Raw genomic sequence first — 14,085 nt, forward strand, 5'->3', positions numbered from 1 at the left:
GCGATGCAACCGATCCGGACGATGCGGCCCGCCGAAACCGGCTTCGCCGCTGCCGCGCGGCGCATGCTGCGCGCCAAACTCCCGCCCGCCGCGCTGCTCGCGGCGGCGGCCGTGACCGTCGCGGCCGTCGTCGCAGCCGCCGGCCTGCGCGGCGCCGCCCCCGCGCCGAGCGCCGCGCAGCTCGATGAATGGCAGGCGATGGTCACGCAGGCGACCGAGCCGCACGCGCTGGCCCAGTTGCGCACGCTCGCGCGCCGCGGCTCGGGCGCCGCGCAGGCAGCGCTCGGCATCGCGCTCGTCGATGCGCACGAACCGGGGCTGCGCGACGAGGGGCGCGGCTGGCTGGAAACGGCCGCGGCGGCGGACAACCAGGCCGACGCGCCGGCTGCCCGGCGCGCACGGCTCGCGCTCGGCAAGGCGTTGCTGCTCGGCAGCGGCGAGCTCCCGAAAGACTATGCACGCGCACGCGCGCTGCTCGGCGCCGCGGCCGAACAGGGCGACCCGGCCGCCGCGTATTACCTCGGACTGATCTACCGCAGCGGCTACGGCATCGCCGCCGACCCGGTGCAGGCCGCGCACTGGTTCGACATCGCGTCGCGCGCGGACATCCCGGCCGCCGATTTCATGCTCGCGAACGCGTACCGCGACGGCAGCGGCGTGCCGCGCGACGACGCGCGCGCGCTCGCGCTGTATCGCCGGGCCGCCGAACACGAGCTGCCGGAAGCCGTGCAGACCCTCGCGATGGCCTATCGCAACGGCGAACTCGGGCTTCGGCCCGACGCGGACGAATTCCACGCGCAGTGGATCGAGACCGCGCATGCGCTGAAGCACCCGGTAGTGGCACCGTGACGGACGTCGACGGCGCACGCACGACCGTGCGGTAGCGTAACGGCGACTTGCCCGACAAGCATGATCCGTCGCGTCGTGCGTCGAACGCGCACAACGGCGATCGATGCGCGGCGCGCGATACGCACTCCGGTCGCCGCGCCGCGCAGCCTGTCGGTTCTCGCAGCTCGATACACGTGCGGCGATGCCTTAACATGCTGCCTCGCATTCACAATAAAACCTGAGAGGCCTTCATCCATGTCGCATCGCCTGTCCGGCCTGCGCGCCGCCATCGGCGCCGCCGTCGCTGCCGTTCCGCTCGTTTCGCTCGCCGCGCCGCCCGACATCTTCAACGCCGCGCTGTGCAAGCCGCCGTTCACGTCGGACCTGATGGACGCGATCTACAACGCCGCCAAGGCGGCCGATCCGAAACCGGACAACTCGATGCTGGGTGCAGCGGTCTATCGCCTGCCCGAGCCGATCCGCCGCGACGGCTTCACGACGCAGCACGTCGTGTTCGTCGCCACCGGCATCGGCGTGCTCGTGGAAGGCGAAGTCGCCGACCAGCTCGCCAAACGCTACGAGCTCACCCGCGAGAAAGGCCACCTGCTCGGTGCGTCGTCCGTCGGCTATTCGCGCCGGCTGAACGTCCGCGGCCCGGGCGGTGCTCTGATCCTCGTGTCGGCCCGCCAGGGTCCGGCGCTCAAAGGCAACACGCTGCTCGCCTGCGAAATGACGAGCGAGGAAGACATCAAGGCGCTGGAACAACTGGGGCAGCACTGAGCGACTTGGCGCCGGTCCGGCGGGCGGCCCAGGCGCGGTGCGCGCCCGGACCGCGGCCGTACACCGGCCTGTCGCACGCACGGCCCGGCACGCGCCGACGCCCCCTATCGCTACAATAGGCGCCATGAACGCCCCCACCTCCTCCGACACGCCTGAATCCGGCGACGCGCACATCGCGCGCAACCGGCTCGAGGCGCACCTGGACGCCGCGCCGCGCGCGTGGCCGCTCGACATCGTCGCCGCCACCGGCTCGACCAACGCCGACGTCGCAACGCGGCTCAAGGCGCTGCCGCGCAGCGCGAACGCGCTGCCCGCGCCGCTCGTGCGCGTCGCGTTCGAGCAGACGGCAGGTCGCGGCCGGCAAGGCCGCCCGTGGTTCGCGCAGCCCGGCAATGCGCTGCTGTGCTCGGTCGGCTGCATCGTGCCGCGCGCCATCGATGCACTCGGCGGCCTCAGCATCGCGATCGGCGTCGCGCTCGCCGAAGGGCTGGCCACGCTGCCGCTCGACGCGCGCATGCGCGTCGCGCTCAAATGGCCGAACGACCTGCTGCTGACGACCGACGACGACGGCACGCCGCGCATCGTCGGCAAGCTCGCCGGGATCCTGATCGAAACCGTCTGGACCACCGCCGACGCGACCGCCGTCGTGATCGGCTTCGGCATCAACGTGCGCGGCGCGGAAGCCGTCGCCGCGCAGGTCGACGCGCTGCGCGCGCGCGAAGCGACACTCGCGAGCGGGCTGCCGCCCGCCGCGCTGTCGATCGCGTGCGCGTCGGCGAACCTCACCGATACGCTCGCCGCGTCGCTGAACGCGCTCACGCCCGCGCTCGCGCAATTCGGCGCCGACGGCCTCGCGCCGTTCCTGCCGCGCTGGCACGCGCTGCACGCGTACGCCGGCCGCGAAGTCGTGCTGCTCGAACAGGGCGTCGAACGCGCGCGCGGCATCGCGACGGGCATCGATGCGACCGGCCAGTTGCTGCTCGACACTCCGAGCGGCGTGCAGACGATCGCGGCCGGCGACGTGTCGCTGCGCGAAGCGCAATGAACGAACCGCACCTGCTGATCGACGCCGGCAACAGCCGGATCAAGTGGGCGCTCGCCGACGCGCGGCGCACGCTCGTCGACACGGGCGCGTTCGGCCACACGCGCGACGGCGGCGCCGATCCTGACTGGTCGCACCTGCCGCGTCCGCGCGGCGCATGGATTTCGAACGTCGCGGGCGCCGACGTGGCCGCACGGATCGATGCGCTGCTCGATGCACGCTGGCCGGGCCTGCCGCGCACGACGATCCGCTCGCGGCCCGCGCAATGCGGCGTGACGAACGGCTATACGACGCCCGAACAGCTCGGCAGCGACCGATGGGCCGGCTTGATCGGCGCGCACGCGGCGTTTCCGGACGAGCATCTGCTGATCGCGACGTTCGGCACCGCGACGACGCTCGAGGCACTGCGCGCGGACGGCCGCTTCACGGGCGGGCTGATCGCGCCGGGCTGGGCGCTGATGATGCGCGCGCTCGGCACGCACACCGCGCAGTTGCCGACGCTGACCACCGATATCGCCAGCGGTCTGCTCGCGGGCGCGCAAGCCGAACCGTTCCAGGTCGATACGTCGCGCTCGCTGTCGGCCGGCTGCCTGTACGCGCAGGCCGGCCTGATCGAGCGCGCGTGGCATGATCTCGTCGCTGCGTGGCAGGCGCCCGTGCGGCTCGTGCTGGCAGGCGGTGCGGCGGACGACGTCGCGCGTGCGCTGACGGTCCCGCATACGCGGCACGACGCGCTGATCCTGTCCGGGCTCGCGCTGATCGCAGCGGATGCGGCCGGCCCGGCAACGGCGCAGGATTGACGAAGGCGCCGGCATCGCGCCGGCGCGTGGCCATGCAGGCCGAAGTGGAGCCAAGCGGACCGAAGCCGCCCGCGCCCCGCCGACGACGCAGTACGCGCGGCGCCGCGCCAGCGGCCCGCACGGTCAACGGAAGCCATGAAAAAGCCGGCCATGCGGCCGGCTCGACTGAACGACATGAACCACGTCGATGACGACAAGGAGTTTCGACGATGCTGCGCTGGCTGATCGCTGTTCTCTTTCTCGCCAACATGCTCGCGTTCGTGGTGGCGCGCGGCGTGTTCGGGCCGCTGCCGGCGGCCGGGCCGCGCGAACCCGGCGTGCTGTCCCGGCAGGTGCGGCCGGACGCGCTGCGCGTGACACCGCTGATGCGAGCGACCGACCAGCCCGTCGTCGGCGGCCCGATCACGGCACCGGCCGTCACGACCGCCCCGCTCGCGGCATCCGCGCCGTGACGGCGCCGCGTCGCGCTCAGGACTGTTGCGCGCGCACCTTCTTCAGCAACGCGGTGGTCGAGCGGTCGTGCTCGAACGGAATCGCCAGCGCCTGGCCGCCCCAGCCGCGCACGAGCGCGGATTCCGGCAGCGCATCCATGTCGTAATCGCCGCCCTTCACGAGGATGTCCGGACGGACGGCCTCGATCAGCGACACGGGCGTCTTTTCCCCGAACGTCACGACCCAGTCGACGCTTTCCAGCGCCGCCAGCAGTGCCGCGCGATCCTCCTCGCGGTTGATCGGCCGGTCGTCGCCCTTGCCGAGCATGCGCACCGACGCATCGCTGTTCACGCCGACGATCAGGCAGGCGCCGAGCGCCTTCGCATCGGCGAGATACGTGACGTGACCGCGATGCAGGATGTCGAACACGCCGTTGGTGAACACGACGGGCGACGGCAGCGACGCGCGCAGCGCGACGAGGGCATCACGGGTGATCAGCTTGCGTTCGAAGGTGGCGGACATGATGGAGATCGGACGGAATGAGCAACGGCGCGCGCGACGGCGGCACCAGATAAAAAGCCCGCCGGACCGGCCGGGCGGGCTTCATGCAACGAACGCGACACGGTGCCGCGAGCCGGGCGCGACTCGCGCCGCCGCCGGCACCTGCCGGCCTCAGGCCGGCTGCGCGGCCGACGACGGGCCGCTTTCGGCCTGCAGGCGGCCGGTGACTTCCTTGCGATAGCGGTTCAGCTCCTGCGCGGTCGCGAACGTGCGCTCGAACAGGATCGACAGGTTGTGCAGGATCCGCTCGACGACCTTCTTCTCCCACTCGCCGTCGAACCGGATCTGCTCGTCGAGCCAACGCTCGAGCCACTCCGGATCCGGCAGGCGCGACTGCACCGTGTCGCGCGGGAACAGCGCCTGGTTCACGTGCAGGTTGGTCGGGTGCAGCGGCTTCTCGGTGCGGCGCGCCGACGCCATCAGCACGCCGATCTTCGCGAATGCGGCGCGTGCGACGTCGCCGCAATTGTTCAGCGCTTTCTTCATGTAGCGCAGGTACGCGCCGCCATGACGCGCCTCGTCGCGCGAAATCGTTTCGTAGATCTGCTTGATGACGGGCTCGGTATGCCAGTCGGCCGCGCAGCGGTACCAGTGGTTCAGGCGGATTTCGCCGCAGAAATGCAGCATCAGCGTCTCGAGCGGCGGCGCCGGATCGAACTGGAAGCGCACCGCGTGCAGTTCCTCCTCGGTCGGCACCATCTCCGGCTTGAAGCGGCGCAGGTATTCCATCAGCACGAGCGAATGCTTCTGCTCCTCGAAGAACCACACGCTCATGAACGCGGAAAAGTCGCTGTCGTGCTGGTTGTCGCGCAGGAACATTTCCGTCGCGGGCAGCGCCGACCATTCGGTGATCGCGTTCATCTTGATCGTCTTCGCCTGCTCGTCGGTGAGCAACGAAGCGTCGAACTTGTCCCACGGAATGTCCTTCTCCATGTCCCAGCGGACAGCTTCGAGCGACCTGTAAAGTTCCGGATAAAGCATGGTGTTCATGATGGTCCCACCCCTGTTCTGCGCAATGCGACTTCTCTAAACGTGACTGTTGCCGCGCAAGCGCGCCACGCGCTTTTTGCAGCCAAGACTCTAATTTTACGCGGGAATCCGGCCCGCCGGACGCCGATTCCTCGTCTGGCAGCCAGGCGGCCGCGTTGCCGCCGTTGGGCATGCCGCCACCCCCGCTCCGTTCGGACGGAGCCGGGCGCGCGTGCCTGAGTGGGGGCCGGCGCTGGCCGGCTCGGTGGCGCGCCCGTCCCCTGCCGCAGGCGGGTTCCCCGAAAGGTCCCGTGCGGATGCCGGATCGGCGGGCTGCTCGATATGGTGTATACGGCGGCGGCCATGATAGCACGCGTGCATGACGGTTCCGAGACGCCTGGCCAGTGGTGCGCCGCCCACCGCGGTGCGGCGATCGGTCGCGGCCGACCGTCGCGAAAACACAACCTTACAGCACGCCTGCGCGTGTCAGACCCGCATTTCGCCCGTCGCGAGGCCGTCTTCCGGCGGCATGCCTGGTGCCGGCGCGGTGCTGCCGTCCGCGTGCGCGATCCAACCGGCGAGCGTCTCCCGCTGCGCCCGGCCGTCGCGGTAGCCAAGCTCGATCAGCTCGCGCGTGAAGGCCTCCTCGAACAGCAGGTAGCTGGCGAACGACGCGCCGGCCGGCTGGCTGCCGCCGATCGCGCCGAGCAGCCCGCGCATCGTCGCCGGCATCTGCTTCAGGTGCTTCGCGGCAATCAGCTCGATGCGCTCGGACGGCGCGATCGCGAGCACGTCGACGTGCCGCCAGCCGCTGTCTATTTCGACCTGGTGCGGCAGGTGCTCGATCATCCGGTTGATGTGCTCGATCCGTTCGATGTCCGAGCCGATCGAGTCGAGGAACACGCTCGCGAGTACCTGCTGGCCGATTTGCGCGAGCGTCGGGTAGCCGCGCGGCCGCCCCGCGCCGTTCGCGGCCGGAATCTCGGGCCGCGGATCGGCTGCGCCGACGACGACGATCCGGTGCGCGCCGAAGTGGATCGCCGGCGACAGTGGCGCGATCTGCCGGATCGAGCCGTCGCCGAAGTATTCGATCTGCCCGTCGAGCACGAGCGGCACGGCCGGAAACACGAACGGAATGGCCGACGACGCGAGCAAGTGCGACGCCGACAGGTCGACGAGCCGCGCGGTGCGTTGCGCGCGCCGCCACGCCTGGATCGGCTCGGCGGCCTGATAGAACGTGAGGTGCCGGCCGCTCGAATAGCTGAGCGCGGTGATCGCGAGCGCGTGCAGCAGGCGCGCCTCGAGCATTTGCTCGATCCGGTGAAAGCTCAGTTCGCGCTGCAGCAGGTGCGCGAGCGGCGTGTTGTCGAGCAGCCCGCGCGGCGAGCGGCGCGCCGCCCAGCCGAACGTCATCGTCGCGAGCCAGCGCGCGCCGGCGGCCGCGACGCCGAGCCAGTCGGTGCGATACACGTATTCGGCGCGCAGCGGCTCCCAGAATTCGAGCAGGCGCCGCACGCCATGGGAAAAATCGTCCGCGTGGCTGGCGATCGACGTCGCGTTGATCGCGCCCGCCGACGAGCCGCACACGACCGCGAACGGCAGCGTGTGCCGCCGCGGATCGGCCTCGCGCGCGATCTCGGCCAGCGCCTTCAGCACGCCGACCTGGTATGCGGCGCGCGCGCCGCCTCCCATCAGAACGAGCGCGAGTCGCATGGCCGACCTCCTACCTGCGCCGCATCACGTCGAGCGCTTCGGCGGACGGGTTTCGGGCGACGAAGCGGCCGCCGCGCGGGCCGCGGCCGAACCGGACGGCTTCGCGCGCTTCGCGGCGGGCTTGCGCGGTGCGGCCGCGGCCGCAGCCGGCTTCGCGGCGGGTTCCGGCGCGGCAGCGGCCTCCGGCGGCGCGGCGCCCGGGGCAGCAGGCTGCACGCCCGGCTGCGCCATCGCGAGGCTCGCGAGCTGGTTGAATTGCGTCTGCAGCAAGTTCCACCAGCCGGCCGGGTCGAACGGCTGCTGCGCGGGGCCGCCTTCCGGCGCATCCGCGGCGGCCGATGCCGCGGCATCGCCCGCGGGCGCGGCCTCGCCCGCCGACGCGGTTTTCGCGGCCTGCGCGGCGGCAACGGCCGCTTCCTCGGCCGCCGACATCGAGCTTTGCGCGAACGCGCCGAACGCACGCAGCGTCGCGAGCGTCGCGCGCTGCACCTCGAGCGCCTGGATCGCGGACTGCAGCATCCCGAGATTGAGCTTCAGCCACTGCTCGACCGCGCGCAGATCGGTGATCCGCTTGTCGAGTTCCTCGACGTTCGTGAGCGGCGACATCATGTCGGACATGCTCGACAGCGACGGCGGCAGCCCGTGCGTCGCGCCCGGAAACGGCGCCATCCCGCCGAACGGCGACATCCGCATCATGTCCCACATCCGGTCCATCATGTCGGCGGGCTGGAACCCGGCAAAGCCGGCGAAAGGGTTGGCGCCGGAGGCATCGGTCGTCATACGGGCATCCTGGTTGACTGGGGGAGCGAGGCGGCCGCCGTGCGTCGCGCAGCCGCGCGTGGTTCGATCATAGCGCGCACGTCAGAACGGCGCGTCGCCGGGAAACGCGGGCGGGCGCCGCTCGCGCAGCGAACGGATGCCTTCCCGCACGTCGGGCCCCGAAAAACCCATGAATTCGAGCGCGAGCGACGTATCGAAGGTCGGCCCGGCGGTGCGCAGCCAGTTGTTCAGCGCGTACTTGGTCCAGCGGATCGCCGACTGCGAACCGTGCGCGAGCCGCTCGGCCACTTCGTACGCCTTCGGCAGCAGGTCGGCCGGCTCGACCGCGAGCGAGACCAGCCCGATCCGCTCGGCCTCCTCGCCGCTCACGGGCTCGCACAGCATCAGGTAGTACTTCGCCTTCGCCATCCCGCACAGCAGCGGCCACACGATCGCCGCGTGGTCGCCGGCCGCGACGCCGAGGCGCGTGTGGCCGTCGATGATGCGCGCGTCCTTCGCGGCGATCGAGATGTCGGCGAGCAGCCCGGCGACGAGCCCCGCGCCGACGGCCGGGCCATGCATCGCCGACACGATCGGCTTGCTGCAGTTGATCACGTTGTAGACGAGGTCGCGCGCCTCGCGCCACACCCGTGCGCGCACGTCGAAATCGTTCGCCATGTCCTCGACGAGCGCGAGATCGCCGCCCGCCGAAAAGCCCTTGCCTTCGCCGCGGATCACCGCGACGCGCGTGTCGGGATCGCGATCGACGTCGCGCCAGATGTCGGCGAGCTCGCGATGCATGCGTGCGTTCGCGGTCGCGAGGCCGCTGCGGTTCGCGCCCTCGCCGCTCATCACGATGTCGAGCACGCCATGGTCGCGGCGCGTCACCTTCAGTGCTTCGTAACCGCCGTACGCGGCGAGATCGGCCATCTGCTGCTCCTTGTTCGAGGGGTTCGAACGCTTGAATCGAGTGTAGCCAAGCCCGCGCGGTCAAACATCGGGCGAAACCCGGCGCGCGGGCCGCGGCAGGGTTTCGCCGCTGCGCCGCATCCCCGCGCGGCTCATGCCGCGCCGTCGGGCGGGGCGACCGACTGCTCGATCGCGCCGAAGATCGACTTGCCGGCCGCATCGAACATCTCGATGCGCACGGTATCGCCGTAGCGCATGAATTCGGTCTGCGGCGCGCCGTGCTCGATCGTCTCGAGGCAGCGCTTCTCGGCGATGCAGCAGTAGCCGCGCTTCGCGTCCTTGTTCGAGACCGTACCGGAGCCGACGATCGAGCCGGCACGCAGGTTGCGCGTCTTCGCCGCGTGCGCGATCAGCTGGCCGAAATGGAACACCATGTCGGTGCCGGCGTCGGGCTGGCCGACCTTCTTGCCGTTCCAGTGGACGATCATCGGGCGGTGCACGCGGCCTGCGCGCCACTCGTCGCCGAGCTCGTCGGGCGTGACGGCGACCGGCGCGAACGCGGTGGCCGGCTTGCTCTGGAAGAAGCCGAAGCCCTTCGCGAGCTCGTGCGGAATCAGGTTGCGCAGCGACACGTCGTTCACGAGCGTGACGAGCCGCACGGCCTTCAGCGCGTCGTCGGGCGACGCGCTCATCGGCACGTCGCCGGTGATCACCGCGACTTCCGCCTCGAAATCGATGCCCCATTCCTCGGACGGGCACACGACGTCGTCGCGCGGCCCCAGGAAATCGTCGCTGCCGCCCTGGTACATCAGCGGATCGGTCCAGAACTCGGGCGGCATCTCGGCACCGCGCGCGCGGCGCACGAGCTCGACGTGGTTCACGTACGCGGAGCCGTCGGCCCACTGGAACGCGCGCGGCAGCGGCGCCATGCAGTTGGCCGGGTCGAACGCGAACGCATTGCGCGCGCGGCCGTGGTTCAGCGCGTCGTACAGGTCGCGCAGTTGCGGCGCGTAGAACGCCCAGTCGTCGAGGACGCGCTGCAGCGTCGGCGCGATCGCATCGGCAATCGCCGCGGTGTGCAGGTCGCGCGACACGACGATCAGCTGGCCGTCGCGCGTGCCGTCCTTCAGCGAAGCAAGTTTCATAGGGAGGATCTGCCGTTGTAGTGACGATGGAGGGAATCTATTTTACGATGGTGAATCCATGCGGCGCGTCATGATGGCGCACGCCGTTTTCGCCCCGTTTCCTGCCGCATTTTCGCGCACCTCTTGCCCATGCCCGCCAGCCCGCTTCCCGACGACGATCTCGCCGACTCCGATACCGACGACGCCGCCTCCGGCGAACACGGCGAGAAGGTCCGTTCCGGCATCCAGTCGATCGAGGTCGGCTTCCGCCTGCTCGACGTGCTGACGAGCGAGCCGCGCGCGATGATGCTGCGCGATCTCGCGCAGCGCGCGGGCATGAGTCCGGCGAAGGCGCACCGCTATCTGGTCAGCTTCTCGCGGCTCGGCGTCGTGTCTCAGGATCCCGTCTCGGGCCGCTACGAGCTGGGCGGCTTCGCGCTGCAGATGGGCCTCGCGCGGCTCGCGCGCGTCGACGGCGTGAAGCTCGCGCGGATCGCGCTGACCGAATTCCGCGACCGTCTCGACCAGACGGTCGGCATCGCGGTATGGGGCAACCAGGGGCCGACGATCGTGCACTGGATGGAATCGAGCCATCCCGCGAAGGCGTCGCTGAAGCTCGGCGACGTGATGCCGCTGCTCGGCTCCGCGACGGGCCTGCTGTTCGCCGCGTACCTGCCGCGCGGCAAGACCGCCGCGATGCTCGAGCGCGAACTCGCCGATACGCGCCGCTCGCCGCACCACGGCGGCCCGCGCACGCTCGACGAAGTCGACGCGGTGCTCGCCGACGTGCGCGCGCACCAGGCCGCGCGCGTCGAAGGGATGCTGCTGCCGACGATCCACGCGTTCTGCATGCCGGTGTTCGACGCGGTCGGCGAACTCGCGCTCGCGATCGTCGCGCTCGGCCAGGAAGGCTCGTTCGACATCGCATGGGGCGGCGAGATCGACACCGCGCTGCGCGCATGCGCGCAGAAACTGTCTTACGAACTCGGCTATAGTCCCGACGCACGCGACGCCTGACGCATCCGGTTCGCGCCACGTCACGCATCGCGAACGCGCGGCGCATCCGATGGTCCGATTCCTGTGGCGCGCACCGCGCGCCCGACCTCACGCAAGCCCCCCGAGCCCGTTCCGATGCCCATGCAGCCCGCCGACCTTCGCCCGAGTCACGCCCCGCCCCGCCGCGGACTGCGCGTGGGCATCGCGCTCGTCGCCGTGCTGGTGCTGCATGCGCTCGCCGGGTTCTGGCTGATGCGCAACCGCGAATCGTTCACGCCGCCGCCGCCCGCCGACATCCCCGTGCAGATCGAGCTGCTGAAACCGCGGCCGATCGAGCGGCAGCCTGCTCCGCCGGAGCCGAAGCCGGTCGAACGTCCGGCCGCGCCCAGGGCCGACGCGCCGAAGGCGGCCCCGCCGAAACCCGCACCGTCGCACGAGCCGGTCCTCACGTCGACGCAGACGGCCGAGCACGGCGAACCGCCGGCTGCCGCCGCGTCCGCCGCGAGCGGCACGGCGGGGACCTCGGGGGCGTCGAGCACACACGCCGCGTCGGCCGCCGGCGCCAGCGCCGCGACACCCGGCCCCGCGACGAGCGGCGTGAAATTCGCCGCGCCGCCGTCCGGCGACCTGCAGTACGACACGTTCTACAACGGCATGCAGAACATGATCGGCACGATCCACTGGCGCACCGACGGGCACACGTACGACCTGTCGGTATCGATGCCCGTGCCGTTCGTCGGCCCGTTCACCTATCGCAGCGAAGGCCGCATCGATGCCTTCGGCGTCGCGCCCGACCGTTACGTCGAGAAGCGCGGCAAGCGGCCGGAAGACATCGCGATCTTCAACCGCGAGATCCGGCAGGTCGTGTTCACGCGCACGCCGAACAACGCGCCGCTGCCCGACGGCGTGCAGGACCGCTTCAGCATGCTGATGCAGTTGTCGGGGCTCGTGCGCGGCAATCCCGCCGCCTACAAACCGGGCGTCACGCAGCAATTCTTCGTGATCGACAACAACAGCGGCGAGACCTGGCCGATCACCGTGATCGGCGACGAGCAGGTGCAGACGCAGACCGGCATCATCGCCGCGCGGCACTTCATGCGCCTGCCGCGCCGCGACGGCGACACGCGCCGCATCGACATGTGGCTCGCGCCGTCGCTCGGCTGGCTGCCCGCGCGGCTCGTGCAGAGCGAGCCGAACGGTGCGCAGATCGAGTTGCTGTGGCACGGCCGCCTCGCCGCACCGAACGTGCCTGCCGATGCCGCGCCAGCAAGCGGCGCAACGAACGCGCCCGCCGCCGCACCGTCGCCCGATGCATCGGCCGCGCCGCCTGCACAACCGGCGCAATCTGCATCGCCCGCGACGATGCAACCACCTGCCTCATCGACTGTCACACAGTGAACGCGCACGAATCGGCAATTTCGACCGATTACAGATTTCCCGAAAATGGCCGATGACACTCTTTAACAACTATTTCAGTCCACCGGCTCACAATAAGAAACGTTTGATAGACATCGGCTTCTAACCGATACACCCCACGCAAACGGGAGAACGGGGTGTGCAGCGCAAGCCCCTTGAAACCGGCAAGGCTCGCCCCACCTAGGGGACAACAAGGCCAGATGCCACTGCGAAGAGGAGTGCCGCCATGCAAATGATCTACAACAGCCCCAACTACTGCGTCGTCGAATTTGCGCCGCAGGCCGGCCATCACCTGATGAATGCCGGCGGATACGAAATCGTCGACAAGAACGCACAGCGCGAAATCTTCATCGACGGCGAACTTGCCGAACGATTCCGCGCGCACGTGAAGCAACTGATCGAGGATGAACCGTCGCTCGACGAGGTCGACGAATTCCTCGGACAATTCGACAGCCTGATGATGATGCCCGTCGTGCTGCACTGACGACTCGCGGCCCGGCGCGTCACGCGGCCGGGCCATTCGCCGCGCACCGACGCGGCGCCGCGTGCACTCCGATCATGCCCCCGTCCGGTTCGCCGGCGGGGGCTTTCATTTGGCGGGCCGTCCGGCCGGCGCGGCGAGGGTCGGCGCCCCCTTGACGCACCGGCTACAATGACGGTTTTCCGTCTTCGCCGGTCCTCCGCCCATGTCTGCGACTCCTCTCGCTGCTTCCGTCCCGCTCGACGCGCCCTACACGCGCGGCGCCGCCCTGCCCGCGCTGCTGAAATCGCGCATCCTGATCCTCGACGGCGCGATGGGCACGATGATCCAGCGCTACAAGCTCGACGAAGCCGCGTATCGCGGCGAGCGCTTCAAGGATTTCCCGCGCGACATCAAGGGCAACAACGAGCTACTGTCGATCACGCAGCCGCAGATCATCCGCGAGATCCACGACCAGTACTTCGCGGCCGGCGCCGACATCGTCGAGACCAACACGTTCGGCGCGACGATCGTCGCGCAGGCCGACTACGGGATGGAAGATCTCGTCGTCGAGATGAACGTCGAATCGGCGAAGCTCGCGCGCGAATCGGCCGCGAAATACGCGACGCCCGACAAGCCGCGCTTCGTCGCGGGCGCGATCGGGCCGACGCCGAAGACGGCCAGCATCTCGCCGGACGTCAACGATCCGGGCGCGCGCAACGTCACGTTCGACGAACTGCGCACGTCGTACTACCAGCAGGCGAAGGCGCTGCTCGACGGCGGCGTCGACCTGTTCCTCGTCGAGACGATCTTCGACACGCTGAATGCGAAAGCCGCGCTGTTCGCGCTCGACGAGCTGTTCGAGGACACCGGCGAGCGCCTGCCGATCATGATCTCGGGCACCGTCACCGATGCGTCCGGCCGGATCCTGTCGGGCCAGACGGTCGAGGCGTTCTGGAATTCGCTGCGCCACGCGAAGCCGCTCACGTTCGGCCTGAACTGCGCGCTCGGCGCGGCGCTGATGCGCCCGTACATCGCCGAGCTCGCGAAGCTGTGCGACACCTACGTGTCGTGCTACCCGAACGCGGGCCTGCCGAACCCGATGAGCGACACGGGCTTCGACGAAACCCCGGACGTCACGTCGGGCCTGCTGAAGGAATTCGCGCAGGCCGGGCTCGTGAACCTCGCGGGCGGCTGCTGCGGCACGACGCCCGAACACATCGCCGAAATCGCGAAGGCGCTCGCCGACGTGAAGCCGCGCCGCTGGCCGAACCAGTACAGCGACAACGCCTGACC

15 protein-coding genes are annotated in these 14,085 nt (G+C 70.1%); 9 read left to right on the forward strand and 6 right to left on the reverse strand.

The annotated features are described in order from the left end of the window. Positions 1-3 precede the first annotated feature (3 nt). The 5 genes from CFB46_RS02625 (at position 4) to CFB46_RS02645 (ending at position 3,902) form a co-directional block, all read left to right on the forward strand. Positions 4-849, forward strand: a complete 846-nt coding sequence (locus CFB46_RS02625; protein ID WP_089499207.1) for a tetratricopeptide repeat protein — start codon at positions 4-6, stop codon at positions 847-849. Between the two features lie 60 nt (positions 850-909). Further along, positions 910-1,608, forward strand: coding sequence for a hypothetical protein (locus tag CFB46_RS02630; RefSeq protein ID WP_227789628.1), 699 nt, complete (start codon positions 910-912; stop codon positions 1,606-1,608). Positions 1,609-1,732: 124 nt separating this feature from the next. Further along, entirely contained in the window at positions 1,733-2,653 is a 921-nt protein-coding gene (locus CFB46_RS02635; protein ID WP_089499208.1) for a biotin--[acetyl-CoA-carboxylase] ligase, read from the forward strand. After that, positions 2,650-3,450, forward strand: coding sequence for a type III pantothenate kinase (locus tag CFB46_RS02640; RefSeq protein WP_089499209.1), 801 nt, complete (start codon positions 2,650-2,652; stop codon positions 3,448-3,450). The genes CFB46_RS02635 and CFB46_RS02640 overlap by 4 nt, the downstream gene beginning before the upstream one ends. A 209-nt stretch (positions 3,451-3,659) precedes the next feature. Beyond that, entirely contained in the window at positions 3,660-3,902 is a 243-nt protein-coding gene (locus tag CFB46_RS02645) for a hypothetical protein (RefSeq protein ID WP_089499210.1), read from the forward strand. A 16-nt stretch (positions 3,903-3,918) separates the two neighbouring features. Here CFB46_RS02645 and rfaE2 read toward each other — a convergent pair whose 3' ends face one another. The 6 genes from rfaE2 to CFB46_RS02680 form a co-directional block, all read right to left on the reverse strand. Further along, positions 3,919-4,404 carry a D-glycero-beta-D-manno-heptose 1-phosphate adenylyltransferase gene (gene rfaE2 / locus CFB46_RS02650; RefSeq protein ID WP_089499211.1) on the reverse strand — a complete coding sequence of 162 codons (486 nt, stop codon included), beginning with the start codon at positions 4,402-4,404 and terminating at the stop codon, positions 3,919-3,921. 150 nt (positions 4,405-4,554) lie between these two features. Beyond that, the gene (locus tag CFB46_RS02655) at positions 4,555-5,433 is read right to left on the reverse strand and encodes a diiron oxygenase (protein ID WP_011353352.1); all 879 of its coding nucleotides are present in this window, start codon (positions 5,431-5,433) and stop codon (positions 4,555-4,557) included. Positions 5,434-5,898: 465 nt separating this feature from the next. Further along, positions 5,899-7,125 carry a patatin-like phospholipase family protein gene (locus CFB46_RS02665; protein WP_027785562.1) on the reverse strand — a complete coding sequence of 409 codons (1,227 nt, stop codon included), beginning with the start codon at positions 7,123-7,125 and terminating at the stop codon, positions 5,899-5,901. Positions 7,126-7,149: 24 nt separating this feature from the next. Continuing rightward, positions 7,150-7,905 (reverse strand): PhaM family polyhydroxyalkanoate granule multifunctional regulatory protein, encoded by a 756-nt coding sequence (locus tag CFB46_RS02670; RefSeq protein WP_089499212.1) that lies wholly within the window; start codon positions 7,903-7,905, stop codon positions 7,150-7,152. 81 nt (positions 7,906-7,986) lie between these two features. Continuing rightward, positions 7,987-8,814: an enoyl-CoA hydratase/isomerase family protein gene (locus tag CFB46_RS02675; protein WP_027785564.1), complete on the reverse strand. Its 828-nt coding sequence runs from the start codon at positions 8,812-8,814 to the stop codon at positions 7,987-7,989. Positions 8,815-8,945: 131 nt separating this feature from the next. Next, complete coding sequence (locus tag CFB46_RS02680) at positions 8,946-9,938, reverse strand: fumarylacetoacetate hydrolase family protein (protein WP_089499213.1); 993 nt, start codon at positions 9,936-9,938, stop codon at positions 8,946-8,948. A 129-nt stretch (positions 9,939-10,067) separates the two neighbouring features. On the opposite strand from CFB46_RS02680, the gene CFB46_RS02685 reads away from it, so the two are divergent. From CFB46_RS02685 to CFB46_RS02705, 4 genes are all read left to right on the forward strand, one after another. Then, on the forward strand, positions 10,068-10,934 hold the full coding sequence (locus CFB46_RS02685) for an IclR family transcriptional regulator (protein WP_027785566.1): 867 nt from the start codon (positions 10,068-10,070) through the stop codon (positions 10,932-10,934). A gap of 114 nt (positions 10,935-11,048) precedes the next feature. Continuing rightward, positions 11,049-12,311 carry a DUF3108 domain-containing protein gene (locus tag CFB46_RS02690; protein WP_089499214.1) on the forward strand — a complete coding sequence of 421 codons (1,263 nt, stop codon included), beginning with the start codon at positions 11,049-11,051 and terminating at the stop codon, positions 12,309-12,311. Between the two features lie 244 nt (positions 12,312-12,555). Then, positions 12,556-12,813: a BTH_I0359 family protein gene (locus tag CFB46_RS02700; RefSeq protein ID WP_006477667.1), complete on the forward strand. Its 258-nt coding sequence runs from the start codon at positions 12,556-12,558 to the stop codon at positions 12,811-12,813. A gap of 202 nt (positions 12,814-13,015) precedes the next feature. After that, positions 13,016-14,083, forward strand: coding sequence for a homocysteine S-methyltransferase family protein (locus tag CFB46_RS02705; RefSeq protein WP_089499215.1), 1,068 nt, complete (start codon positions 13,016-13,018; stop codon positions 14,081-14,083). The last annotated feature ends 2 nt before the right edge of the window (positions 14,084-14,085 follow it).

Source organism: Burkholderia sp. HI2761 (assembly GCF_002223355.1).
Taxonomy (GTDB): Bacteria; Pseudomonadota; Gammaproteobacteria; order Burkholderiales; family Burkholderiaceae; genus Burkholderia.

Bases quoted from the DNA above. Each gene is read 5' to 3' on its own strand.
- CFB46_RS02680 (WP_089499213.1), bottom strand. From the start codon at position 9,938: ATGAAACTTGCTTCGCTGAAGGACGGCACGCGCGACGGCCAGCTGATC.
- rfaE2 (WP_089499211.1), bottom strand. From the start codon at position 4,404: ATGTCCGCCACCTTCGAACGCAAGCTGATCACCCGTGATGCCCTCGTC.
- CFB46_RS02655 (WP_011353352.1), bottom strand. From the start codon at position 5,433: ATGAACACCATGCTTTATCCGGAACTTTACAGGTCGCTCGAAGCTGTC.
- CFB46_RS02700 (WP_006477667.1), top strand. From the start codon at position 12,556: ATGCAAATGATCTACAACAGCCCCAACTACTGCGTCGTCGAATTTGCG.
- CFB46_RS02670 (WP_089499212.1), bottom strand. From the start codon at position 7,905: ATGACGACCGATGCCTCCGGCGCCAACCCTTTCGCCGGCTTTGCCGGG.
- CFB46_RS02645 (WP_089499210.1), top strand. From the start codon at position 3,660: ATGCTGCGCTGGCTGATCGCTGTTCTCTTTCTCGCCAACATGCTCGCG.
- CFB46_RS02690 (WP_089499214.1), top strand. From the start codon at position 11,049: ATGCCCATGCAGCCCGCCGACCTTCGCCCGAGTCACGCCCCGCCCCGC.
- CFB46_RS02665 (WP_027785562.1), bottom strand. From the start codon at position 7,125: ATGCGACTCGCGCTCGTTCTGATGGGAGGCGGCGCGCGCGCCGCATAC.
- CFB46_RS02630 (WP_227789628.1), top strand. From the start codon at position 910: ATGATCCGTCGCGTCGTGCGTCGAACGCGCACAACGGCGATCGATGCG.
- CFB46_RS02705 (WP_089499215.1), top strand. From the start codon at position 13,016: ATGTCTGCGACTCCTCTCGCTGCTTCCGTCCCGCTCGACGCGCCCTAC.
- CFB46_RS02625 (WP_089499207.1), top strand. From the start codon at position 4: ATGCAACCGATCCGGACGATGCGGCCCGCCGAAACCGGCTTCGCCGCT.
- CFB46_RS02685 (WP_027785566.1), top strand. From the start codon at position 10,068: ATGCCCGCCAGCCCGCTTCCCGACGACGATCTCGCCGACTCCGATACC.
- CFB46_RS02640 (WP_089499209.1), top strand. From the start codon at position 2,650: ATGAACGAACCGCACCTGCTGATCGACGCCGGCAACAGCCGGATCAAG.
- CFB46_RS02635 (WP_089499208.1), top strand. From the start codon at position 1,733: ATGAACGCCCCCACCTCCTCCGACACGCCTGAATCCGGCGACGCGCAC.
- CFB46_RS02675 (WP_027785564.1), bottom strand. From the start codon at position 8,814: ATGGCCGATCTCGCCGCGTACGGCGGTTACGAAGCACTGAAGGTGACG.